Below are 25,441 nucleotides of genomic sequence, written 5' to 3' on the forward strand. Positions count from 1 at the left end.
AAGCCCCAATAGCTAAGCGTGAACCGGAACCTTCGTAATTCTAGTCACCACCCTCGACGCGCTTATAATCCGCATAAAAATGGAGCGCATGAAAAATTCAAACGCTCCAAATTTAAATAAATTATTTATTATTGCGACGCTTGCGATGGTGTTTGCCAGTCTTTACCACCGCAAGACCAATTGCTGCGATTGCTGCCGACAAAATACCAGCGGATGCAGAAGAAACCGTATTGCTACCAGTTTTAGCTAATTCCGGCTTTGCTTCAGCAGTTTCTTTTACATCCTTTTCTTGCTTCTTTTCATTCTCAATAGTTACGTCATATGAAGTATAAGAATCAAGAGAAGGAATAGCTTGTTCAGGCGTTGGAGCAGGTTTGCTCTCAGAAATCACATCAATTTCAACAGTAATTTCCGCTTCGCGACCATACTTGTCGGTAGTAGTAAACGTTAGCTCAACTTTCGGCTTGCCGTCAACAATCTTAGGCGTGCCAGAAATCTTGCATTCAGCACCAGCGCAATTTGCGTTAATGCCGTTTACAGAAGTTAAGCCTTGAGCAACTAACTCGTTAATAGTTACTTTCTTGCCGTCTACTGTAACCGTTGTGTTATTAACATCTCCTTCAGTCATGTTTTGCAATCTGAAGTTCGTTAAAACACCCTCGCGAGCAGAACCACTAAACTTAAACTTCATAGGAGCCATCTTCTCGAAGTTTGCAGTAATAATGGTTTCGCTTTCTGGGAATACCATTGCAATATCGGCGTCAGTAATACCAGAGTGCACAAGTAAATTCTTCAAAGCTTCAATAGTTGAGTGTTGTGAATTACGAATTATTTTTGCCGTATATGACTTTCCTAATGTTTCAGCAACAATAGCCAATCTATTACGACTTGCTTCATAACTCATATTCTCGTTATTTATAGCTTCAGCAAGAATATTCTTTATAGCCGCAAATGTAGAATTCTTAGATTTGCGGATTACATTAGCTGTAAACGACATGCCATAGCGTTCAGCAATCTTAGCTAATGTTTCACGCTCAATATCAGTTGATTTGTGGTCATCAGCACTGTTATAGATGGTATCAATATGTTTAGAGTAAGATACTTCATCCCAATTCTTGAATATGTAACCTTTGTTAGCAAGAACGTCTGGAATATAATTCTTTATTTCAGACATTCTATCTTTACGCACCCAGTATGTATGCATTGGTGACTGCATAGTTCCGCCATTGCCAGCTACATACGTTACCTTTGTGTAGTTTTCTAAAATGAACTTTCCTGCTTGACTGCCAGCTGAAGGCAAATCTCGCTCTGCAATCACATTCGGAAGCACTTGAATAGGTACATTTTCATAACGTACTATCTTTGCACCCTTCTTATTTGGATCAGATGTTTCAACCTTCACTCTAACGGTAGTAATTCCAGGCTTCGCAATTCGAACAGAATTTGCACCGGAAGAATAAACTACACCAGCACCGTGCATGCCCGCAATCTCTAGGTTATTAGGATCAACACCAGACACAAGCTCATCAGGAGCAGGAACTTCATCTCCAACACTCTTAACAAACTGAGATACATTCACAGGCATATCAGCAATCTGATTTGCAACATATACGCGAATTTGTCTATTCTCATTTGTGTCATTTTCAGGAACAGGCTTGTTGCCTGCATCATAAACTTCCCACTTGCTAAAGCCCTTAAGCTGTTGCTTTAACTCATTAGTTTTATTATTAACGTCATTTTCATATGTAGTACTATCGGACTTAAAGTAGATAACTTTCGGTTTGTATGAGCCATCATCCCACTTCCTTCCGAAAGCTGGTAAGAACACATACGGCACGTAATTATCTGGAATTTTATCCTTACTCTTTGCGTCGATGACGTTTAGTACCTTTTCATACACTGCTTGGTATGTAGTATTTTCAGAGTACTTTAATTTACGAATCTCATCATTCGTTAACAACTTTTCACCATTCGCGTTTTGCACATCAACGCTAGTTGCAGATGCTGGTTCACTTACCATCAAAGTAGTGACAGGAATTTCAGGTTGATTTGCTAATCCTCTTCTTACACTCGAACGAGCATTAGAATTATCATTATCAACAAAATTCTCAAGCTTCCTCCAGCCTTTGAACACGTAATGGTATCCATCAGCGTCATAATTCTTGCCAACAGCTTGCGGAGCTTTTACGCCCGTAACATCGTCTTTAAGAACGTAGTACAGCTTAGTAGTATCTTTATCAAGGCTGCCCTGATCTTTATGATCAACTTGATTGGCATTTATAAAGTTGACCTTAACATACTTATCCTTATTGAGAACAAGATCACGCTCTGCAGCAACACCAGTAAGAGGATTAGTATCGCCAGGCTGATGTGAAGGCTGAGTACTATCTGGTTTCGGTAGGCTTTTATCGTACATCAACTGATAAAGCACTTTTAAGCGTCCTACAAGTCTATAAGTCTTGTAATCCACTGCATCCTTATACTTAACTGTAACTTTCAAAGGAACAGTGTACAAAGCAGGCTTCTTAAGCATATTCTGCTTTAACTTATTTTGTTCAGCTTCAGTTGGCAAATCATATTCGACTTTTATGTCTTCTATGCCATTATTCACAGCAGCATCTGCTTTGAGCTGAGACATATTAGTTATAAAATCGGTTAGCTTTGGAAGCGTGTCAGGGTCATCTTGCACAGCAACAAGGTAATCAGTCTGCACTGCTGGCTCTGTCCAAGGGGTTTGATCTGCCACGAACTCTTGGAATGGTTCATTGACTTTCCAGCCATCTTTCCAATCACCGGTCACGTCAGCAACATCTTTAACTTCAGTAACTTTCTTACCGTCATTAAGCATACTGCTTCGTTTCCAAGTGCCAGTAGCTCCAGTGAGACTGCCTTTCAGCATCTCAAGAACATTCACTTGCTTTCCATTAATGATCTTCGTAATTTGGGAAATATCAGTGCCCTTCTTTACGTAGAACACCTTAGGACCGCTTGTGCCGTCCTTCCACAATCGCCCTGGAGCAGGCTTAAAGATTGCGACTACAGCATCCTTAGGAACTTCACCACCGTCAGACGAACTAGAGAAGTAGTCGATTCGCTTGTAAACAGCGGTGTAAGTTTTGCCGGAATTATCGTCAACCTTAACATCTTTATAACGACCTTCAGAATCGATATCGTAATTAGTTATCTTTGCAGGATTGGTTTCAGTGCCAGCAGTCCAGCCCTTAAACACAAAGTGGTAATTATTTTCACTGTGATCCTTACCGAATGCTTGCGGCACGCGGATTCTAACCTGCTTACCTTTATAAACGTACGCAGTAAGCGTAGTTGTTACGTCAGTAGAAGGAGTAGTGCCAGTCGTATCGTGACCAATAATAGTGCCTTCATCATTCTTGCCGGTAAAGGTAATCGGTGCGTACTCTTGTTCATGCTTACTGCCGTAGTCGCTAGTCTTAAACTTATCCCAATCGCTTTTGTAAACCAAATCTGGCAGCACGCGGTACAGCACTTCAGCGTCAGCAGTGTTGCCCTCAAGCTTCACTTGCACTTTAATCTTGTGCAAGCCTGGAGTGCTGTCGAATGTTGCGCCATCAGCAAAGCTGAACGTAGCACCATTTGGATAATCTTTAGCATTCGTTATAAGCTTCTTAGCATACTCGCCACTTTCAGTACTAATATTCTCAAGTGGCGTAAGAACTTGCGGAGCTGCAGCAACAGGAGCCTTTAGCTTGAAGTGAGCAATGTAAATTACTTCAGGGCTGTTCTGCTCTTCTGAGCGAATCGGCAAACGATTTACGCCAGTAGAATACTGAAGCTCCATAGAACCAGGAGCAGACGAACCGATTTTCGAAGTCCAACCAGCAAACTCAAATCCAGGCTTCGCTTTAACTGTTGGAAGCGGCATCTGGTAAGCCTTCGTGCCCTTAATTGCATCGTACACAAGAGCAGAGCCGTCAGCTACATTGTTTCCTTGCCAGTCAACAACGCTACCCATAGAGCTTTGGTTATCATCCACTTTAAACACGTAGCGCGTGTAGCGATCCGGACGATGCTGAGCATCATCCTGGCGCTTAAGCACGCGAACATCGTCATATACAAATTTGAATGTATCTTCGCCAATCTGCTTGCCATCTTTGCCAATTCTATATAAAACTTTCTGCTGCGTAGTTCTAGGCATAAAGCCTTCAATCGGCTTGTAGAATGCTACGTCGTACTTTCGATTTACAGAGCTTACTTCGCTTTCTGGAAGAAGATCCTTTTCTTCGCCGTCCTTACCGATAGTTACATAGCGAACCTTATACTTGCGCGTATTGTAAGTTTGGTACACAAACTCGCCAGTATTATCAGTTTCATCACTCGATGCTTCAAAGCTCGTGAAATGCTTATCCGGGAAGTGCGTTTCATCGCTGTAGACTGCTTCCGCATTGTAGCGCAAATGCTCGCGCAAGCCGGAAACCGTTTGAGTAGAAATGTGGTCTACAAGCGCTGCTTTGGCTTCTTCCGTAGCAGCATTTTTATAGTCATCAAACGTTACGCCTGGCTTTAAGAATATGTGCTTAAAAGTGCCGTTGTAGCGAGTATCCTGAACCCACACTGCTCTAAGCGTTATATCTTCTACTACTTTGTTACCAAAAGCGTAAGGAGTATTAGCTTCTACTACCTCATTGCCCTTTTTAACAAGCTCCCAGCCGTAGAAGTCGAAGCCTTTGCGCACTGGAATTTTAATATCATTTTCGTGAATAGGATCGTTGTGGTTACGCATAAACGTTTTAATTACGTTTGGTCCCTCTTTGCCGTCTTCGCCAATCTCATGCATCTGGTAGTCAAGAGTTACAGTGTGCTGAATATTTGTTGGAAGACCCCACGCAGCGTAAAGCTTAATTCCATTGACTGGCACTGTAATATCTTTGTTTTCGCCATTTATAAACCGAGTGCCAGCCTGATCAACAGCCCAGCCTTTAAACACGTAGTCTTTTGGCAAATAATCAGGGCGAACGATGGAGTAAGTTTTGCCGTTAAGCGTGAAAGTGTACTTGCCGTCGAACTGCTTAGACGTATCGTCAGCATTGTCTTTAGTTACAGAAGCATCGTAAGACGTATCGTTTCCGTATAACTTTTCGTCTTCGCCCGTCAAATCTTTTTTGCCGCGCTTAGTCAAGCTATACTCAAACGGCAGGTTATCTTTAGCAGCGACATTGTCTTTTGTTATAGCATTGCCGTCCGCATTATAAAACTGCACATCGTACGACTGGCGGTCGTACCTAAACTCAAGTGGTTTGTTATCATTAAATTCCTCTTCATCACCTTTATAATTTTCTTGTTCATCTACTGGAACGCCCCTATACTTTCGAAATGCTAAATGATACTTTTTAGCAAAAGCTTTCTGCTCATCCTCACTTAAATCATACCAATCCCCATGAGCATGAGATTCGTTATACCAGACTTCCAGATTATCTTTAAAGTCTCCTTCATCAAGGGCATCACCAACTTTTGTCTTATCATAGCCATCAGCAGGATTAAAACCAGCAATAGATGGAGCTAGATAATCATAGCTATCGTTAGGAGTATCATCTTTGCTATAAGAATCGGTAGAAAGCTCATAATCGTCCTCGCTTATCGTATCACCCTTTTTATGTTTTTTAGCAGAGGCAATACTTTGCTTCCTAATAATCACCTGTATAGGCTGACTTTGATTACTTTTATCAGCAGTAAGCAGACGCTGATTATCTTTTAGCTCATATTGTTTTGCATTAGGATTCGAAGGGTCTTCGCTAATTTTAGGCACTGTTCCAGCACCATTCTTAAAAGCAACACGCAAACTAGGGTCAGCAAATTCTTCTTTAGTAAAACGATACGGTGGAGTGTCACGATACTTTATATCCCCTGCATATCCAATCTGCCACCCAAAAGAGCCTTCTCCATCTTTACTAAAATATAATTCATTTACATCAGGCCAAATATCAGTAAGCTTTTGACCGTAACGAACATTTACGCGGTAGCCTTTATGGTTAATTTTAGCGCCATCATCAGTCTCATCTTTACCTTCATACTTATCTGAGCAACCGCCACCGCCAGCATAGCAATAAATAGTTGTTTTGCCGTTTTCGTCAAGTCTTTTTATAGCAACATTGTCACCCCTATCTACGCCAGCAGGCTTAGCAAAAATAAGCTCGTAAGTATTGCGGTCGTAAACTAAATCAAAAGTATTATCTAAGTCGTTAGCAGAAAGCTTATTGCTTGTATTATTAGTATCTTTTGTGAATCTTTTAGTAAGCTTCTTATTCACATGGAAGTAGCGCGTGAATAAATCCTTGCCCTTGTTTTCAGCGGCACCAGGATTCGTGGTATCATACCCATCTAAGCTTGTTACAGGCGTATCGTTCATCCAGTTGAACTTTGCAATTAAGCCATCCTTATGGTCAACATTTTTGCCTTGCAGCTCTTCTCTAGTTAAACCGAGTTCCGGGTCCTCTACATAATCATCTACGCTTTTGCCATTAAGCTTATTAGTATCCTTAGCAACGCCAGCATCATCCATATTATTAAGCGCAACTTCACTGTCTGTCTTAACATTCTTGCGCTCAACAAGACCAACAAAGTCGTAGTTTTTAAGCGAATCCGGATGCTCTTTGTCAACTAAATCTGCCTTTTGCACCCACACGTTCACGCGGTAGCTGGTAGTATTGTTCGCTTTCCAATTAGCGCGGAATTGCACATTGTGATCCGGCATCTTGTAGTCATCAAGAGAAACAATAGTATTATCAGCATAAAGCGGATCACTCTTTTTGCTAGGATCGACTACAGACCAACCCTTAAACGTGTATCCGCGCTTAGTTGGATCTTTAACTGGTGGTACAAGTTGCTGGTAATACACTTTTTGAGCAGTAACATCCGTGCCACCATCAGTGTCGTAAGTAACATCGTAAGCCTTACGGTAGTAGCGAAGGTTCAAAATCAGCTTGTCGCTTTCACTATCCGAATCCGAAAGCGGTGAGCTAATAAGATTGTGCTCTGGTTCGTAGCCTGGAATATACAAAGCTATAGCGCTCACATCTGAGCCAACAGTGCCAGTAACTTCAGTGACGTGAATAGGATCCCCGTCCTTATATTCGTACTTTTTTGTTACAGGATCCTTCACTCTGTGCTTTGGTATAATAACCTTACCAATACCAAGATTTGCAGCTTCCTTAAACTCGTTCTTATTGTCAATTTGCTGCAACAAGTGACGCACATAGTACTTAGCTGTTTTAGGAGCGTAGTTGATGTTCAACTCGCCGTAGTACTGAATGCCATCGTCTGAACCCGACTGCGAAGACGATGTATTCTGCGAAGTTTGCGCACTGTTGTTGCTTTCAACAGCCTGCCTTTTCTTTACAGCGTAATCAGTAATCAGCTTCTTGCTTAAACGCAAGTAACGCTTAGCATCCGCATCCGTACCGTCGTCAATAACAAACTTGTCTTCGCTGTTTTTAATGTAGTACTGGTAATCACCGGAGTGATATACGGACGGACGGTATCCAGCAGCCTTTGGAAGCTCAATGTATTCGTACTTACCATCTTTGCCTAGATTATCGAAGTCTTCTTGATCAATTGTAAGCTCATACGGCTGCACAAGCTGCTTATTCGCAGCACCACCAATCGTATAGCGAATTTTCAAATTGTAAGTGGCTTTTGGCTTTTTGTCGGTTTGTACCTGTTCGTTGGCTTGCTCTGTGTTTTCAGCAGTTGGATGCTGCTCATTCGGCTTAATTACCTGGCTGTTTGGATCAGTTGCTGCGTTATTAGTTGTTGTGCCAGCGTTCGATGTAGAAGCAGGTGAAGGATGCTCATTGTTCGAAGCAGGCGTAGTGCTTTTCTCTTCGCCTGAGACGTTTGCATTTGCACCTTGTGCAGTTGTATTTTCTGTACTTGGGTTCGCTGTAGTTCCAGCACCAGCGTTAGACGCTGTACCTGTTGAAGGTGCAGGAGCAGACGGTGCAGTCGTATTATCTACAGTGTTCGCAGTCGGAGCTGCAGAGGCATTATTTGCAGACGGTGCAGTCGAGGTTGCAGGCGCACTTGTTGTAGTAGTTACACTATTCCCGTCGGAAGCACCATCGCCGCTCTCAACAGACCTACGAACACGCCCCTTTGGCGCATTTGCATTACTTAATGCAGGAGCATTTTCTGCGTGAGTGCTTGAAGATTGTGCGCTTGTATTCTGCTCGTTTGCAGGCTTTGCGCTTTCAGTATTTACAGGCTGCGTATTTGCTGGTTGTGCAGGCTGCTTATTTTCACCTGGCTTAACCTCAGCAGGCTTAACGTCACCAGCATTTTCTTCCGGTTGCTTTGCTTCCGGTTGCTTTGTTTCTGCAGGTTGCTTTGCATCTTGTTTTGCAGTTGACGTTGATTCTGGCTTTGCAGTCGGCTTCAAAGTTGGAGTCGACTCTGGCTTTACTGCTGGATGAACTGGCTGCACTGGCGCAGGCGCACTTACTGCATAAGAATGTCCGAAATTAACCTGTTCTGAAGAACTACCTAACTGCGAGTCAATTCCATCACGCTGTTGCACTTCGTGTTGTTGCGATTCGCGCTGCTTTGCTTCACTCTTATTTATTTCACGCTGCTCAATCTCACGCTGTTGTGCTTCACGCAACTTTTGCATTTGTGCATCATGGCGCGCAAGCTCTACAAACTTTTGAATTTGTGCACCCTTATTGAGTACGCCAGCACCCCACCGCTGCATATTCAATTCATCTACATCAGGCTTTACCTTTGCCCATTTTTGCGTCGTATTAGACGCATCGATAATATCTTTTTGAGTAGGCTGAAGCGCGGAAGCCACAACAGATGGAAGCATCATTGCCAAAGTTGAAGCAACAGCAACTCCAGCAACTCCCTTACGCAAAGCACGAGAACGCTTCACTGCATGAGCCTTACGAAGTGTTCTTCTTGGTGCCATATCACCATATAAATCTTTACGCTCTGCCATTATTTCTCCTCACTCCAACCATTTTCAAGTAAATCGCGCATACCCATAAATCTTCATATATATTATATATGAATACAGTATACGGGCATAAAATAAACATTTGTTATAATCTTTTATTCGTTACAAATCAACTACAACTCATATTTACACTTGGCAAATAAAATCACCTAACTAATAATATACTAATCAATACCCCCCCCCCCAAAAAAAATCATCCGAACGACTATGCCGTTAGGAATAAGCTCAGTGAGGGCGCCCATATCATCATGCGTTAGGCAAACTGCTATTCCGTGAGAAATAAGCGCTCAAGCAATTCGTCGCATTAAAATATGATACAATATAAAAACGTGTGCTCTAGCGCAACGATTGTTTGAAAAATCAAAAGGGGTCGATCGGTTTCGACGGCGATCTGTTCGCCGCGGGGAAGCGTGCCGAGAATGCGAAAGTCCACTCGTAAACGTCCTTTCGCAAAAGAATAAGTGCTAAATCTAATCGCACTGAGTTCGCTCTCGCTGCCTGAGCTTCGCGCCAGGATTAACCAGTGAGCAGCTGCTCCGTTCACCCACTCACGTCTTCGGAGTGGTGCTGAACGTCATGAGAAGACTTGCTTGAATTGCTGGGCTGCAGGGCAATTCAGGGACTTTTACTGTAGATATGCTCGCCATGAATTGTCTGCGATAACATGGGGGCAGAAAAACTGCCGCACGGCCAGCAGACTACGCACGTAGAAGACCGAGGGTACGGTCACCGGACCGGGGTTCAATTCCCCGCGACTCCACAAACGCAATAACGCCACTGCTCACACAGTGGCGTTTTTTGTAGCAAAACCCAATGTTTCCAAGGCTTAAATTAAGCGTCAAAAGCATCTCCGAGATGATGCTGAGTAACGTGCTCAGTAGCGTCAGAACTATCGCAATCAAACTCCCCCGCATCCGCATCATCAACAATCGCGAGCGCAGCTTCCGCAAGATCCGGTCGCAACGCGTCCAACCAGTGGATGCGAGCATCCCTACCAAACCAACCCATTTGTTTGCGTGCAAGTCGTCGAGTTTTTTGTGCAATATCCACAAAAGCCTCATCCTCGCTCCACACGCCATCCAAATAATCCATAATCTGCTGGTAGCCAAGAGCACGAGCTGCAGTCACACCCAATCGCTCTCGAATCGCGCGCACCTCATCCACAAAACCCTGCTCACGCATAATTTGCGTACGTAAATCCACGCGCTTATCTAAATCTTCACGACGCAAATCTAAGCCAATTTGCACGCAATCAATCACATACTTATACTTCGGAAGCGTTGCGGAATAAGGCTTTCCCGTAAGCTCAATCACTTCAAGCGCGCGAATTGTACGTCGCGGATTGCGCGCATCCATATGAGCCGCAGCAACCGGATCCTTTTGTTGCAACTCATCAAACAGCGCACTCGCTCCCTCTTTGCGCTCGCGCTCCTCCAAAGCTGCACGAATAGACTCATCCGTGCCTGGAAATGTAATATCATCCACAGCAGCACGAGCATACAATCCCGATCCTCCAACTAAAATCGGCCTCACACCACGCGATTGCAACTCACTAATACACTGTCTGGCCAAAACTTGAAATCGCGCAACCGTCATCGTTTCTTCAGGATCAATTATGTCAAGCAAATGGTGTGGTACTTCCGCCTGCTCCTGCGCACTCGCCTTAGCCGTGCCAATATCCATGTAACGATACATTTGATACGCGTCTGCGTTGATGATTTCCGCACGAATCCCACGCTCAGCTAATTTTTTCGCAAGCGCAATACCAAGACTAGTTTTGCCTGAAGCCGTAGGACCAACTATTGAAATTACTTTAGGAATATTATCCTGCTTATTTTCAGACAAAATACACTCCTCGTCAAAATACTTTGCTAGATTTTGCTTGCGCTCAATTACCTAAGATATTTATATCACGCTTTGCAAAGAATATTACATTTACATACGCACTCCCAGACGTTTAGCAGTTTTTATAGTATTATTAAAAGACGTGATACTTGATCGTCATAACCGCGTAAACGCAGCAGAACTCTATGCGCGTCTTCATAGCAACGAAGCAGCTAATGAAAGCAGCAACGTTAGCAGCAATGTTGACAATACAAAAAACCAACAAAATTGCTCCCAATGCGGCAAAACTAATTCGCTTATGCTTCCTGAAGACCAAATCGACGAATTTGTAAACATGATGCAAATTTACGAAGGAGCAATGTACGAAATAAGTACAAAGCTCGAGATTCTAGATAGCGAATTTCAGGTGCGGTTCTCTCACGACCCAATTCATCACATGGAGCGTCGTCTTAAATCAGTACACTCAATTTTTGAGAAACTGCAAAGGCGTCATCTAGATATTTCCACACGCTCTATACGCGATAATCTTTTCGACGTAGCTGGAATTCGCGTAATTTGCAACTACTGCGACGATGTGTATTCTGTAGCGCAATATCTTTCTAAACAAACAGACATTCAAGTATTGCAAGTTAAGGATTATATTAAGAATCCAAAACCTAATGGATACCGCAGTTTGCACGTAATTTATGCAGTTCCTGTGTTCTTGTCTTCTGGAGCACACTACACGCCAGTTGAAGTGCAATTCCGAACTATTGCTATGGATTATTGGGCTAGCTTGGAGCACGCTTTAAGATACAAAGCCGGTTTGCCGGATGCAAAGTTGGCTGAGCACTCTCAAACTTTGCTCGATTGCGCGCATAGCTTGCAAAATATTGAAACACAAATGCAAGGTATTCACCGCGATATTAATGGTGCTCCTCAAGTTGAAGAAGCACCTAATAGTAAGGCATAATATAAATACGAAGCGCAAGCTTATGCCATATTAGGCGTAATCTTATGCAAGATTAAAACCAGCTTATTGTACGAACGTATAAATTATGCTGTATTTTTTTAGCATTTTCCCAGATGCTTTAATTATAATTATGTGAGAACGTTGTCTTGACAGCGTTTTATTTCATAGCTGTTAAGGAGAAATAATGACAAACTTTACTCAAGATTATTACAGAAGCGGTGCTCCTGAAGTTATTGACACTCAGGCAACATATGCTTTTGAAGAAGCAAAAAGAGTTTCAGTAGGACGCACTTATGGCGAAATGACGCTTGGATTGATTGTTACAACTCTTGTGGCACTGTTCACTCAGAGCGGTAATTTCTGGCTTAGATTTATGTTTGCAACCCGCGGATGGGGTTGGATAATGTTGGCAATTGCTCAGGTTGTGATAGCAGTTGTTCTTGGAACACGCTTAATGAAAATGAGTGAGACAACAGTACGAGTTTTGTTCTATGCTTATGCTGCTTTAACAGGATTTACTTTAAGCTCAGTCTTTCAAGTATTTAGCCTTGGATCTGTGGCATTAGTATTTGCTTTAACTGCAGGATTCTTCCTGTGCTTGACAATGCTTGCACTTACTACAAAAAAGGATTTGCTTAAAGCTGGTCCAATTTTAATGGTTGCATTACTTGTATTCGTTGTTGCGCAAATTATTATTTCGTTTATTGGGCAAGATACTGGAACAATGCGTCTTATGGCTGGAATTGGCATCGTTATTTTTGCAGGTTTAACAGCTTACGATGCTCAGCAAACTCGCGCATTACTTGCACAATATGAAAATCAGCCTGAAATGGTTAAGAAAGTATCTATTTTCTGCGCATTCCAGCTGTTCTTGGACTTCATTAACATGTTCATCTACTTGCTAGAGTTGCTTGGAGATAATAGAGATTAGCAATACTAAAACTAACATACGTGTGTTAGTTGCTTAGCTATTTAACCCTGCCAGATTAGTATTTGGCAGGGTTTTATTATGCTCTCTGTACTCCAAACGCGAACGCGTTAACAGTGCCGAGCGTTACTAACACCCATCTCTCACACACTTCTCAAATCACCTACCAGAGACACTAACGCAGAACACAAACTGCACCAGTGTCCCAAAACAAGCAAAATGAGACACTAACGCAGAACACAAACTGCACCAGTAACGAAAAAACAGTGGCGCTCACGTGGGTAACGCGCTCGCTTACGAAACTCGCGTTGGAAGTCCCCCGGACTTCCAACCTAAGCGAGTTTCCGCTCCGAGTTGCTTTCGCGCGCTAAATCGCAGCGCTCAAGCAGGTCGTCACGCCAACGTGAGCATCAAATCCCGCGATTGGAGCTCCAAACCCACCAAAACATTCCAAACAAGAGAACACTACCCCACTAATCTGCCCTGCCTTCGTCTTTATTGACGAAGGCAGACCTCGCTTGCGTTGAAAGCACACTGTGCTTTCAACTCTAAGCAAGCTCGGCGCTCCGAATTGCTTTCGCGCGCTAAATCGCGCGCTCAAGCAGGTCGTCGCGCTGATAAAACAAGCGCATACAACAAAAGACCCCACGAGTTTCCTCGCGGGGTCTTTATTAAGCCTTAGCTAATATTTTTCAGTTAGAAAAAATACTAGGCAAGAATCTTGGTCACACGACCGGAACCAACGGTACGGCCACCTTCACGAACTGCGAAGGTCAAGCCCTCTTCCATTGCGATTGCCTGAATCAACTCAACAGTGAAGGTTGCGTGATCGCCTGGCTGAACCATCTCAACGCCGTCTGGCAAGGTGATAACGCCGGTGACGTCGGTGGTGCGGAAGTAGAACTGTGGACGGTAGTTGGAGAAGAACGGCGAGTGACGGCCACCTTCGTCCTTGGTCAAGACGTAAACTTCGCCTTCGAACTTGGTGTGTGGGGTCACAGAACCTGGAGCAGCCACAACCTGACCACGCTCAACATCGGTACGGTTGATACCACGGAGAAGAAGACCAGTGTTATCGCCAGCCTCGGCCTCATCCATCTGCTTGTGGAAGGTCTCGATGGAGGTAACGGTGGTGGTCTGAGTTGGACGCAAACCAACGATCTCAACTGGGGTGTTGATTGGGAGCTTACCACGCTCAACACGACCGGTGACAACGGTACCACGACCGGAGATGGTGAACACATCTTCGATTGGCATCAAGAATGGCTTGTCAAGATCGTGAGTTGGGGTTGGGATGTACTCGTCAACAGCCTTCATGAGCTCCTTGACGGTCTCTACCCACTTCTCGTGATCTGGAGCGTCATCATGCAAAGCACCGTAAGCAGAGGTGCGGATGACTGGGCAGTCGCGATCGAAGCCGTTTTCTTCGAGGAGGTCACGAACCTCTTCTTCGACGAGGTCGATAAGTTCTGGATCATCAACCATATCGCACTTGTTCAAAGCAACGAGGATCTTCGGGACACCGACCTGCTTAGCGAGCAAAACGTGCTCACGGGTCTGAGCCATAGGACCATCGGTAGCAGCAACCACGAGGATTGCGCCATCCATCTGAGCAGCACCGGTGATCATGTTCTTCACGTAATCAGCGTGGCCTGGAGCGTCCACGTGAGCGTAGTGACGCTCAGCGGTCTGATACTCGATGTGTGCGATGTTAATGGTAATGCCGCGTTCCTTCTCTTCTGGAGCGGCATCAATCTGATCGAAGTCATACTGAGGGTTCAGATCTGGATACTCGCCATGCAGCACCTTAGAAATAGCCGCGGTCAAGGTAGTCTTACCGTGATCAACGTGACCAATGGTACCAATGTTAACATGCGGCTTAGTACGCTCGTACTTTTCCTTTGCCATGTGTTTGTCCTCCTGGACGTCTCGTAGTTTGCCTCACACATTTGTGAGAGGTCTTTCGCTACATATTACTGGGTTTCTGGGTTAGGTGCCACTTCGGTGCCAGAACCCAGTCAACGTAGGAAATTCTAGCGTTGACCGGGGACAGAAAACACCGAAGTAGCGTGCGCTTTATTCGCCGCGCTGAGCCTTAATAATCTCGTCCGAAACGGCCTTCGGGACCTCCGCGTAAGAGTCCATCTGCATGGTGAACATTGCGCGGCCCTGAGTCTTGGAACGAAGATCGCCAATGTAGCCGAACATTTCGCTCAGCGGCACCTTGGCGTCGATAACTTTCACGCCAGTGGCATCAGTCATAGACTGGATGTTACCGCGACGAGAGTTCAAATCGCCCATGACGTCGCCCATGTACTCTTCTGGAGTACGGACTTCGACAGCCATAATTGGTTCGAGAATTACCGGATTAGCCTTAGGAGCAGCTTCCTTGAAGCACATGGAACCTGCGATCTTGAAGGCCATTTCCGAAGAATCGACATCGTGAGTCTGACCGTCGGTGACGGTTGCCTTTACACCCACAACTGGGAAGCCAGCCAAAACGCCGGATTCCATAGCTTCCTGCACGCCTGCATCGATTGAAGGAATGAATTCCTTGGTGATGTGACCGCCGGTAACTTCGTTGACAAACTGGTAGGTTTCGCCAGATTCTGTGTCGAGAGGTTCGAAGTTCATCAAAACCTTTGCAAACTGACCAGAACCACCGGTCTGCTTCTTGTGAGTGTATTCCTGGTTCATAACAGCCTTACGAATCGTCTCACGGTAAGCAACCTGTGGCTTACCAACATTCGCTTCGACCTTGAACTCACGACGCATACGATCAACGATAATGTCAAGCTGAAGCTCGCCCATACCGGAAATCAAAGTCTGACCAGATTCCTCATCGGTCTTAACCTGGAATGTAGGATCCTCGTCAGAAAGCTTAGCCAAAGCCAAGCTCATCTTTTCCTGATCAGCCTTCGTCTTTGGCTCCACAGCAACCTCAATAACAGGATCTGGGAATGTCATGGATTCCAAAGAAATTGGGTTCTTTTCGTCGCACAAAGTATCACCAGTGCTGACGTTCTTCAAACCAACGAAGGTGTAGATGTTACCAGCTTCAGCTGAATCTACAGGATTTTCCTTATCAGCATGCATCTGGAAAATCTTACCAACGCGTTCCTTCTTGGACTTCGTGGAATCGTACACGGAATCGCCTGGCTTTACTTCGCCAGAGTAAACGCGCACGAACACGAGCTTGCCATAGAATGGATGGGTTGAAATCTTGAATACCAATGCTGCGAATGGATCTGTATTAACTGGCTTACGGTCAATTTCAACAGATTCGTCGCCTGGCTTGAAGCCCTTAATAGATGGAACATCTTCTGGGCTTGGGAGGAAGTCGACAACAGCATCCAGCATTGGCTGAACACCCTTATCCTTGAATGCAGAACCGCAAGTTACTGGGAATGCCTTACGCTCAATGGTAAGCTTACGGATACCAGCGCGCATTTCTTCTTCAGTAAGTTCGCCAGTTTCGAGGTACTTCTCAACCAGCTCATCGTCAGCTTCAGCAACCTGATCCATAAGTTCAGCACGATACTGTTCTGCACGTTCCTGCAAATCTTCAGGAATGTCAACGGTGTCATAGTGAGCACCCATATCGTCCTTAACGTCATTCCAGACGTAAGCCTTCATACGAATCAAGTCAACAACGCCAACGAAGTCGTTTTCAGCACCGATTGGAAGCTGAATAACGAGTGGAGTTGCACCGAGCTTCTCCTTGATGGTCTTGACGGAATAGTAGAAATCAGCGCCAAGCTTATCCATCTTATTGATGAAGCAGATACGTGGGACGCTATACTTATCAGCCTGACGCCACACGGTTTCAGACTGAGGTTCCACACCTTCCTTACCATCGAAAACTGCTACAGCACCATCGAGCACGCGAAGGGAACGTTCCACCTCAGCGGTGAAGTCCACGTGACCTGGGGTATCGATGATGTTGATCTGATAGCGGTCATCAACGTCATGAGTTTGACGCTTCCAGAAGCAGGTAGTTGCAGCAGACTGAATAGTAATACCGCGCTCCTGCTCCTGAGCCATGAAGTCCATGGTAGAAGCACCATCATGAGTTTCACCGATTTTGTAGTTCTTACCAGTGTAGTAAAGAATACGTTCGGTGGTAGTAGTCTTACCAGCATCAATGTGCGCCATGATGCCGATATTACGAACCATATTCAGGTCGTTAAGCACATCTTGTGCCATATTCTTATCCTTAGCTCTTTAAGATACCGATTATCTTGTGGATTACCAGCGATAGTGAGCAAAAGCCTTGTTTGCTTCTGCCATCTTGTGGGTATCCTCGCGGCGCTTCACGGAAGCACCCAAGCCATTGGAGGCATCGAGAATTTCGTTGGCCAAGCGCTCAGCCATAGTCTTTTCACGACGAGCGCGTGAGAAGTCAGTAAGCCAGCGGAGGGAAAGAGTGTTTGCGCGAGCAGGCTTAACTTCGACTGGAACCTGATAAGTTGCACCACCAACGCGGCGAGAACGAACCTCAAGATTTGGACGAATGTTATCAAGAGCGCGCTTCAATACAGAAACTGGCTCCTGCTCGGTCTTTGCCTTCACCTGCTCAAGAGCGGTGTAGACGATGTTTTCTGCGATGGACTTCTTACCATCGAGAAGGATTTTGTTAATCAACTGAGCCACGACGGTCGAGCCGTAGATTGGATCAGGAAGCAGTTGATGCTTTTTTGCAGGTCCTTTACGTGACATGTTTTACTTCGCCTTCTTTGCTCCATACAGGGAACGACCCTGCTTGCGGTCCTTGACACCCTGGGTATCTAATGCGCCACGCACGATGTGGTAACGCACACCTGGGAGATCCTTCACACGGCCACCACGCACGAGCACGATGGAGTGCTCCTGCAAGTTGTGACCTTCGCCTGGAATATAGGCGGTTACTTCAATACCAGAGCTGAGGCGCACACGAGCAACCTTACGAAGCGCGGAATTTGGCTTCTTAGGAGTGGTGGTGTATACACGGGTGCATACGCCACGACGCAGCGGGCTACCCTTCAAGGCCAAAGTCTTTGACTTTTTCGGCTTGGCCTGACGTCCTTTACGGACAAGTTGTTCAATCGTAGGCAACTTAAGTTCTCCGATTCATTGTTATCTTCTATTTGGTGAAAACCGCCACACTGCAGCACACCATAACCAAAGAATCGGTTAAAGAGTAAAAGCCACAGTCCACCGGCCCGATGGCCCTCGCGCCTCCAGCCACACATTACTGCGCGCTATCTTTGGCACTTGGGATATCCCAACCAACACGCCTATAACATAAGGCACGTTGTTGGCACACACAAATTGCTATTATACACCTAATCTTGACAATGCAATTAATAAAGTTTTAAAACCCTATTTAAGAATTGGACGCACAGGAGCAGACACATCTAAGCTGCGTTTATTGCCAATTTTACTAGGATCATCAATAATCTTGGCAACAATAGCTTTCTTTAACTCAATCTGAGACGAATTGCCCCATATGATAGTTTTTTTAACATCCCCTAATTCTGTTTCGACAGAATCTTGAGTTTTTGCACTAACTTTCGTAACTCTAGCTCGCAAAGATTCCGAAAGTGAACTAACAATTTTTACAGCTTCAAGTACCGCTCTATTATTCAAACTTCTTTGCACATTTGAAACTTCGATAACAGGTATTCCTTGCGTTGGAACTTGAGCTACGGCATTTAACACGCGACCTTTAGCGTCAACAGCAGTTAATTTATTGCTATCTCGAGTTTTGAGCATTGCTGCAGGACGTTGCGCATGTACAGAAACATGCAAACCATTAGGGAAATTCTTAGAAACTTTTGCTTCAGTTACACCAGGAATATCGTTAAGTTGGTTAATTACTTCTTGAGAAGAAACTAAAAATAGCGATTTACCAACCTGAGTTGACGCAATTGAAGCAATTTTTTGCTCACTCACCCACTCGTTAGAACCAGAAATACTTATATCGTTAGACTTAAGAAGAAAAACTGGCGAGAAGAATAAAAACCAAACAATCGCTGAAACAGAAGCAATCACTGCAAGAATTGCAAGAATTCGTTTAACAGTAAATTGCAAATAAGCAGATTTACGTTCTTTCAAACGCTCTCGAAAATTAATTATTCTAGGACGAGTAATCATTCCAAGAGAACCAGAAGTTTGACTTAAAGTTTTTCTTACAAAATCAAGCTTCGGCAAAAGTCTAGCGTCAACAAACTTACCTTGATGATTTTTTTCATTGATATCAGCTACTCGTATTTGCGATGTGTTTTGGCTGATTATATGCCTTTGAAAACGCTGGTCTTTGCGCAACGACGAAGCAGATCTAGGTTTAGAAATATGAATTTTTTCATCACGCGTTTTTTTGATACTAGATTTTTTTATATTAGATTTTCCGATATTAGATTTCGCACCACGAGCTACACCACTACGCAATTCATTATTAAGCAATTCAGCACTACGAGACGCACTGCTACGAGACGCAATGCTGCTGGATTTATTACTACGAGACTCTTCAGTACGCGCAATATTAAGACTTGAAACGGTACGACGATGCGAATTATTTGCATCAGCATCGTACGATTTGCTTGACCTCACGCGACCCATAATTACCTCTCGTAATAATCTATTTATATTTTAATCGCTTAATTTCAAAGCACTACAATGCTTCTAGCATAACAGACGTCATAGCAGTAATACTTCCTGCACCAACTGTAAGCAGCACATCACCAGATTTTGCACGCGAAGCCAGTTTCAACGCAGCTTCGCGCATATCGTCAACCGCTTCAATTTTTACATCAAGATTCTGCGATTTTGCAGCTTTAACAATAGTTTCAGCATTAATATTTGGAAAATCTTCCTGCTTTTCGCGAGCTGGGAAAATTCCTGTAACAATTACATCGTCTGCAAGAGCCAAAGATTTTGCAAACTCATTAGCAAAAGCCTGCGTTCTGGAGAACAAATGAGGCTGAAACAGCACGCGAAGAGTAGAAGAAGTGTACTTTCTTCGAGCAGCGCGCAATAATGCAGCTATTTCAGTTGGATGGTGAGCATAATCGTCCACAACTGTCACACCATCAACACATCCACGAATATCAAAACGACGAGACGCACCTCGGAAGCTTTCTGCACTACGAGCCGCATCTTCTGGATTCATACCGAGCAATACTGCAGCAACAATAGCTGCAGAAGCATTAAGCGCATTATGCAAACCTGGTATTAACAAGCTAACTTGCACCTTATTCGAACATTTAGCATGTTCATCCAAAATTTTTTCTGGCAATACAAGCGTAAACATTTCTCGACCACTTACAGCTTGCTCATTTTCATGCTCAATACTTGCGAACATAGCTAATTTTTGTACGCGCGAGCTGACTTTCATGCTCCAAGTATCCAAATTACCGTAAGCAATTGTTTTGTTTAAAATATTATCCGGCATAGCTTCAAGTACTTTTCTAGCACCTTCGTCTTCTGCACAAATTATTACGTTATTAATAGCATGACTTACGTGCTCAACAAATGCTTCTCTGTATCGTTCACTAGAGCCGTAATGATCCAAGTGATCTGCTTCAGCATTTGTTACGATTGCAATACTTGGGCTGTATTTTTCAAAACTTCCGTCAGATTCGTCAGCTTCAGCAACCATAACAATTCCATTGCCAGCATGACCACCGTCTAAAACTGTTCCGTCTGCGGCTTGAATAGATCCGCCGATTGCGTAGCTTGGATCAGCCAAATCGCCTGCTGCAGCCACAGTTAATATATGAGAAAGAAGTGAGCTAGTAGTTGTTTTACCATGCGCTCCAGCAACAGTCACGCCAGTTTTTGCAGATAATAATAACGCAAGAATATCGCTGCGATGAACAAGCTTTATGCCGCGCTCATGTGCTGCCATAATCTCCGGATTGCTCGGTTTAATAGCGCTTGAATACACGAGTACATCTGCATGCTCAACGTGTGAAGCACTTTGTCCAATTTCTACTTCAATACCTAATTCTTCCAAGCGTTGAGTGTGATCATTTGCTTCGCGATCACATCCACTTACGCTTACCCCCTCTTCATGCAACATTTCTGCCAGAACACTCATTCCAGCTCCACCAATACCAATAAAATGCACTCGACCTAATTTTGAAATTGTTTGCGAATCATCAAATGCTGATTTTACTGGGTTTAAATCAATATTATTATGAAATGAAGTTGTATTGCTATTAAGATTAGTCATTACTTTCTGCCTTCTTTTGCGATTTCAAGAATATGCTTCGCCATAACGTCTGCAGCATCACGAATACCATAATTCCAAGATTTAGTACGCATAGCTTGTAATTGCTTTTTGTTTTGCAATAAAGCTAATCCTTCATCTATAAACCACTTTGCATTGAAATCAGCATCATTTACCATTACTGCTCCCCCTGCATTTACTACAGGCTCAGCATTGAAACGCTGCTCGCCGTTGCCAATAGGCAATGGCACGTATACAGCAGGTAAGCCAAGTGCAGAAATTTCTGCAACCGTTCCAGCTCCTGCACGACATATAACTAAATCTGCACAAGCAAAAGCCCAATCAATACGCTCTAGATATTCTGCAATATGATAATCGCCACAGCCAGCATGCTCTGGTTTAATATCGTTTATTTGCGATTCGCCTACTTGCTTTGCAACTATATTTCGCACTTCTTCCGCTTTTGCGCGACCAGTTAAGTGAATTACTTGCGCATGTTTTAAAATATCTCCTGCTGCTGCAGCAACAGCTTGATTTATGCTTTTTGCACCCAAAGATCCGCCAGTAACAAGAATAATTGGACGTTTAGGGTCAACGCCAAGTTTTTGCGCACCTTCAACGCGAGCGGAATCATAATCTTTTTCTAATCTTTCACACAATTGAGAAATAGCAGGTCTAAGAGGTAAACCAACTCTTTCAACTTTGACACCTTTTCGTGTGCGCAAATCAGTATTCCCATAAACTGTTCCAACAGCATCAGCCCAACTTGCGCCCAAGCGATTTGCCATTCCAGATTTAGCATTCTGCTCGTGAATCACAATAGGAATATGCTGCGCATGAGCTTGAGAATATACTGGAGCAGAAGCATAGCCACCGAAGCCCACTACTATATCTGCTTTTCTAGCGGCTAGTATATTTCGCACTTTGCGTTTTTCGCGCATCCATCGAATTGGAAACTTAATTGCATCTAGATTTGGCTTACGCGGGAACGGCACTTTTTCTATAGTGTCAAGTTCGTACCCTGCATTCGGAACAAGACTTTTTTCCAAACCAACTTCTGTGCCAATTACACTAATTAACGCTTCAGGATTGAGCTTTTTAATAGCGTTTGCGACAGAAAGCAAAGGATTGACATGACCTGCAGTGCCCCCGCCTGCAAGAACAATATGCACTTCATGCTCAATAGCATTATCAAATTTCATTTCACTACCCTTGTTATAACTTTCATATTATAAAAAGTTGTAAATACTTACTACTTCGATATAGTAAGTTGCGGATTGGAACGCATAAGACCATCAGCTACGCCAATTGCGACCAAACACATAACAAGCGAAGAACCACCTGCGGACACAAACGGCATAGGCACTCCCATAACCGGAAGTATTTGCACAACAACAAGAATATTAACTAATCCTTGGCCTACAATCCACGTTGCAATACACATTAATGTGATTGAAATAAATTGCGATTTCGCTTTTAATGCTGAAGATAGTATGCACCAACCAATAATTACGTATAGCAAAATCACTGCTGCTGCAACCAAAAAGCCCATCTCTTCGCCAATAATAGCGAAAATAAAGTCATTGTGAGCGTAAGGCAAATAATTCCATTTTTCACGAGAGTTTCCGATGCCAACGCCTAATAGTCCACCAGAAGCCATTGCATATTGAGCGTGAATTGCTTGGAAACAAACGCCTTTAGCTGATTTTGCATCACATCCGTGCAAAGTAGCAAGAATACGTCGCATACGATTTTGGCTTGTTAAAACCAAAAGAGCAACCATTATGCAAGCAATAAATATGCTTCCAACAAGCCATTTTGTTGGGAATCCACCTAAGTAGAAAGCTATAAGTGCAATAAGAATAATAATTAAAGCAGTACCAAGATCCTTACCTGCAATAACAAGCAACAACGATACGCCAAGTCCTGCTGCTACAGGAATATACGCGCGCATTCGCACACGCTCATATGCTTGTTTTGCAGCAATCAAAGCTACTGGAAGCCAAATACATAATGCAAGTTTTGTAATTTCTGCAGGCTGCAAAGTCATAGGGCCGAAAGCAATCCAACCAGCATTACCATTAACTTCACGTCGTAAACCTGGAACAAATGTTAAGAACTGTGCAATAACAGAAATAATGTAAATAACAGCAACGTATCGTCTATAAACTGTAACTGGAAGTCGAGAAGCGAAAATATAGCCAATTAAGCCTAAAACGCAATACATTGTTTGGTTTACGCCTTGACCCCAAGGTGCAATTCCGTAGGTGATCATAGTTACTGAAGAACTAGAAAACACCATAAATAAGCCGAAAATCGACAGTATAACCACTGATACTCTCATGCCGTATAAGCACCACAGTGGGTTAGTTAAACTGCGCAAGCCAACGTATTTCTTTAATTCTGAATCTTGAGTTTTGCGCTCTAACGAGTTTTTTGAGTAGTCTTTTTTCGAGGAAAATATTCCAGATACAGTATGCGCTAATTTTGCGTATTTGATTGACTTTGCCGGCTTTGCTGTATTTGCTGGTTTCGCTAGCTTTGCTGGTTTCGCTGGTTTCGCAGCTTTCGACTTCTTTACATCTTTTACAAATTTTACAGATTCATTTAAAGAAGAACCTACAGATTTGCCAACTTTAGTAACAGAACTACTTACGGACTTACTTACAGACTTTCCTACAGATTTGCCTAATTCCTTACCCGCTTTGCTTGCATACGCTCCTGCTTTGCTTACGGACTCGCCTACTTTACTTGCTGAAGTTCTAATAGATTTTTTAAAAGATTCAAATTTTTGCTTTTGGGAAGAATGAGAAGAATCTGAATCTGTTTCAATATGATCTTCCATAATAACTTCTGAGACTTTGCACGCTAATGAACGCAAAAACTTTTTAGGCTTATTACTGTTGAATACCATGATTATGCACCCATCGTTGAGATTCTTTAGCAAAACGATTGCCGCGATCGGCGTACGAAACAAATTGATCCATAGAGGCACAAGCAGGAGCAAGCAGAACAACATCACCAGGCTTAACATAACGCCCAGCAGCTTCTACAGTTTGACGCATAACAGCCTCACCGAATGAAGAATCAGGATTTACAAGCGAAGTATTCTCAATATACTCACAAACTAAGTCATCAACGCAATCATATGATTTAGCGCAAGAACCATCTTGTGAAACAATAGTTACTGGAATGTGAGGAGCTGAACTGTGAAGAGCTTCAACAATTGGACGTTGATCTATTCCAATAACAACAACTGCTTTAATCACATGAAGTTGGTTTGCAATTAAATCTTCAAAATGACCACCTTTAGCTAAACCGCCAGCAATCCAAACAACCGAATTATTAGCAAAACTAGCTAAAGATGCACAAGCAGCATGAGCATTAGTTGCTTTAGAATCATCTACAAATCTAATACAATGCGAAGGATTTTCATCTTCAGACATCAAAGTCGCAACTGTTTGAATGCGATGACCTCCAGGAGCAAACTCGCGTAAAGCACGAACTGAAGAATCTACGTCACCAGTTAAACCTAAAGCTAACGCTAACGCAGTAAGAGCATCAGCTAATAAATGCGGATACACACTGCCATCAGGCTCGCACAGATGTTTTAGCTCACGCAATTCGACAATAGGTTTTAGAGTGCCTTTAGTTCCTCCAGCAACACCGCTGTTATCTACAATCCAACCATCTTTTACGCCAATTTCACCATCTTTAGGCTCTTCTAACGTAAAACCAATCTTTTTACAGCCATCAGCAACTTGTGCACAATCTGCCAATTTGCTTACACGCTCATCTTGAGCATTGTAAACCAAAGCTTTTTGCACATTATTAAATACTTTTGACTTGTCACGAGCGTACGCTTCCATGCCACCATGCCAATCTAAATGATCAGCAGCAATATTAGTAATAGCAGCACAATCAAGAGCTAAAGAATCAGTGAAATGCAATTGGAAAGAGCTTAATTCAACACATAAGGCATCATGCTCACATTCCAAAGCAGCATGTGACACAGACTTTCCAATATTTCCCACAGCTGGAGCATTTAATCCGCAAGCGGTTAGCATTGCAGAAGTCATTTCTGTAGTAGAAGTCTTACCATTTGTGCCAGTAACGCCAATCCAATAAGCAGGTTTATTCGTGCGCTTAGAAGGTACGCGCAAGCGCCATGCTAATTCAACTTCGCTCATTATTGGAATATTGCGCGATGCAGCTTCTTGCAAAAATGGCGTGCGAGGGTTAAATACTGGAGATGTAACAACAGCATCGATTTTAGACCAGTCTATTGCTGAAAAATCATGTATATCGGCATCAGGCTTATTTTCGTCTGCAGTCACAGGCTCAGATCCAACAGCGCACAAAACCTCAGCTGCGCCACGACCAGAAACTCCAAGACCTGCAACTAATACACGCTTAAAAGCAAATGCTTTATCGCTTGTGCACGACTTACAAGTAGATTCAGACGAAACAGATACTTCATTGCCATCGACAATATTCATATTGAAGCCTTCCAATTTT

At 43.5% G+C, this 25,441-nt stretch carries 13 protein-coding genes and 1 other RNA gene; 3 read left to right on the forward strand and 11 right to left on the reverse strand.

Going from position 1 to position 25,441, the window contains the following annotated elements:
• Positions 1-121: 121 nt before the first annotated feature.
• A complete protein-coding gene (locus D0T18_RS03730) occupies positions 122-8,968 on the reverse strand; it encodes an InlB B-repeat-containing protein (protein ID WP_116440506.1) in 8,847 nt (2,948 codons plus the stop codon).
• A gap of 384 nt (positions 8,969-9,352) precedes the next feature.
• Between D0T18_RS03730 and ssrA the strand changes: the two genes are divergently transcribed.
• Positions 9,353-9,749, forward strand: a transfer-messenger RNA (tmRNA) gene (gene ssrA, locus D0T18_RS03735).
• 68 nt (positions 9,750-9,817) lie between these two features.
• Here the strand turns inward: ssrA and miaA are convergent.
• Positions 9,818-10,831 (reverse strand): tRNA (adenosine(37)-N6)-dimethylallyltransferase MiaA, encoded by a 1,014-nt coding sequence (gene miaA, locus D0T18_RS03740; protein ID WP_102155666.1) that lies wholly within the window; start codon positions 10,829-10,831, stop codon positions 9,818-9,820.
• A gap of 142 nt (positions 10,832-10,973) precedes the next feature.
• On the opposite strand from miaA, the gene D0T18_RS03745 reads away from it, so the two are divergent.
• Entirely contained in the window at positions 10,974-11,783 is an 810-nt protein-coding gene (locus D0T18_RS03745) for a GTP pyrophosphokinase (RefSeq protein ID WP_004108491.1), read from the forward strand.
• Positions 11,784-11,967: 184 nt separating this feature from the next.
• Positions 11,968-12,714 carry a Bax inhibitor-1/YccA family protein gene (locus tag D0T18_RS03750; RefSeq protein ID WP_004108493.1) on the forward strand — a complete coding sequence of 249 codons (747 nt, stop codon included), beginning with the start codon at positions 11,968-11,970 and terminating at the stop codon, positions 12,712-12,714.
• 705 nt (positions 12,715-13,419) lie between these two features.
• On the opposite strand, the gene tuf is transcribed toward D0T18_RS03750, so the two are convergent.
• The 9 genes from tuf to murD all read right to left on the reverse strand — a co-directional run bounded on the left by tuf (position 13,420) and on the right by murD (position 25,422).
• Positions 13,420-14,619 carry an elongation factor Tu gene (gene tuf / locus D0T18_RS03755; protein WP_004118785.1) on the reverse strand — a complete coding sequence of 400 codons (1,200 nt, stop codon included), beginning with the start codon at positions 14,617-14,619 and terminating at the stop codon, positions 13,420-13,422.
• Positions 14,620-14,787: 168 nt separating this feature from the next.
• The gene (gene fusA / locus D0T18_RS03760) at positions 14,788-16,917 is read right to left on the reverse strand and encodes an elongation factor G (protein ID WP_004107409.1); all 2,130 of its coding nucleotides are present in this window, start codon (positions 16,915-16,917) and stop codon (positions 14,788-14,790) included.
• Between the two features lie 42 nt (positions 16,918-16,959).
• Positions 16,960-17,430, reverse strand: coding sequence for a 30S ribosomal protein S7 (rpsG, locus tag D0T18_RS03765; RefSeq protein ID WP_012914396.1), 471 nt, complete (start codon positions 17,428-17,430; stop codon positions 16,960-16,962).
• A 3-nt stretch (positions 17,431-17,433) separates the two neighbouring features.
• A complete protein-coding gene (rpsL, locus tag D0T18_RS03770) occupies positions 17,434-17,805 on the reverse strand; it encodes a 30S ribosomal protein S12 (protein WP_003813881.1) in 372 nt (123 codons plus the stop codon).
• 267 nt (positions 17,806-18,072) lie between these two features.
• Positions 18,073-19,311: a cell division protein FtsQ/DivIB gene (locus D0T18_RS03775; RefSeq protein ID WP_004108502.1), complete on the reverse strand. Its 1,239-nt coding sequence runs from the start codon at positions 19,309-19,311 to the stop codon at positions 18,073-18,075.
• Positions 19,312-19,363: 52 nt separating this feature from the next.
• Positions 19,364-20,926, reverse strand: coding sequence for a UDP-N-acetylmuramate--L-alanine ligase (gene murC / locus D0T18_RS03780; RefSeq protein ID WP_116440507.1), 1,563 nt, complete (start codon positions 20,924-20,926; stop codon positions 19,364-19,366).
• A complete protein-coding gene (locus D0T18_RS03785; RefSeq protein ID WP_076003024.1) occupies positions 20,926-22,125 on the reverse strand; it encodes a UDP-N-acetylglucosamine--N-acetylmuramyl-(pentapeptide) pyrophosphoryl-undecaprenol N-acetylglucosamine transferase in 1,200 nt (399 codons plus the stop codon). Before D0T18_RS03785 ends, murC begins: the two co-directional genes overlap by 1 nt.
• Before the next feature lie 50 nt (positions 22,126-22,175).
• Positions 22,176-23,387 carry a peptidoglycan glycosyltransferase FtsW gene (locus D0T18_RS03790; RefSeq protein ID WP_415691713.1) on the reverse strand — a complete coding sequence of 404 codons (1,212 nt, stop codon included), beginning with the start codon at positions 23,385-23,387 and terminating at the stop codon, positions 22,176-22,178.
• A gap of 433 nt (positions 23,388-23,820) precedes the next feature.
• Positions 23,821-25,422: a UDP-N-acetylmuramoyl-L-alanine--D-glutamate ligase gene (gene murD, locus D0T18_RS03795; protein WP_116440509.1), complete on the reverse strand. Its 1,602-nt coding sequence runs from the start codon at positions 25,420-25,422 to the stop codon at positions 23,821-23,823.
• Positions 25,423-25,441 lie beyond the last annotated feature (19 nt).

This window comes from Gardnerella swidsinskii (assembly GCF_003397705.1).
GTDB classification, from domain to species: domain Bacteria; phylum Actinomycetota; class Actinomycetes; order Actinomycetales; family Bifidobacteriaceae; genus Bifidobacterium; species Bifidobacterium swidsinskii.

What these genes read in the sequence shown, in the direction of transcription:
- D0T18_RS03730 (WP_116440506.1), bottom strand. Translation starts at nt 8,968, where the DNA reads ATGGCAGAGCGTAAAGATTTATATGGTGATATGGCACCAAGAAGAACA.
- D0T18_RS03750 (WP_004108493.1), top strand. Translation starts at nt 11,968, where the DNA reads ATGACAAACTTTACTCAAGATTATTACAGAAGCGGTGCTCCTGAAGTT.
- tuf (WP_004118785.1), bottom strand. Translation starts at nt 14,619, where the DNA reads ATGGCAAAGGAAAAGTACGAGCGTACTAAGCCGCATGTTAACATTGGT.
- fusA (WP_004107409.1), bottom strand. Translation starts at nt 16,917, where the DNA reads ATGGCACAAGATGTGCTTAACGACCTGAATATGGTTCGTAATATCGGC.
- rpsG (WP_012914396.1), bottom strand. Translation starts at nt 17,430, where the DNA reads ATGTCACGTAAAGGACCTGCAAAAAAGCATCAACTGCTTCCTGATCCA.
- D0T18_RS03775 (WP_004108502.1), bottom strand. Translation starts at nt 19,311, where the DNA reads ATGGGTCGCGTGAGGTCAAGCAAATCGTACGATGCTGATGCAAATAAT.
- murC (WP_116440507.1), bottom strand. Translation starts at nt 20,926, where the DNA reads ATGACTAATCTTAATAGCAATACAACTTCATTTCATAATAATATTGAT.
- D0T18_RS03785 (WP_076003024.1), bottom strand. Translation starts at nt 22,125, where the DNA reads ATGAAATTTGATAATGCTATTGAGCATGAAGTGCATATTGTTCTTGCA.
- murD (WP_116440509.1), bottom strand. Translation starts at nt 25,422, where the DNA reads ATGAATATTGTCGATGGCAATGAAGTATCTGTTTCGTCTGAATCTACT.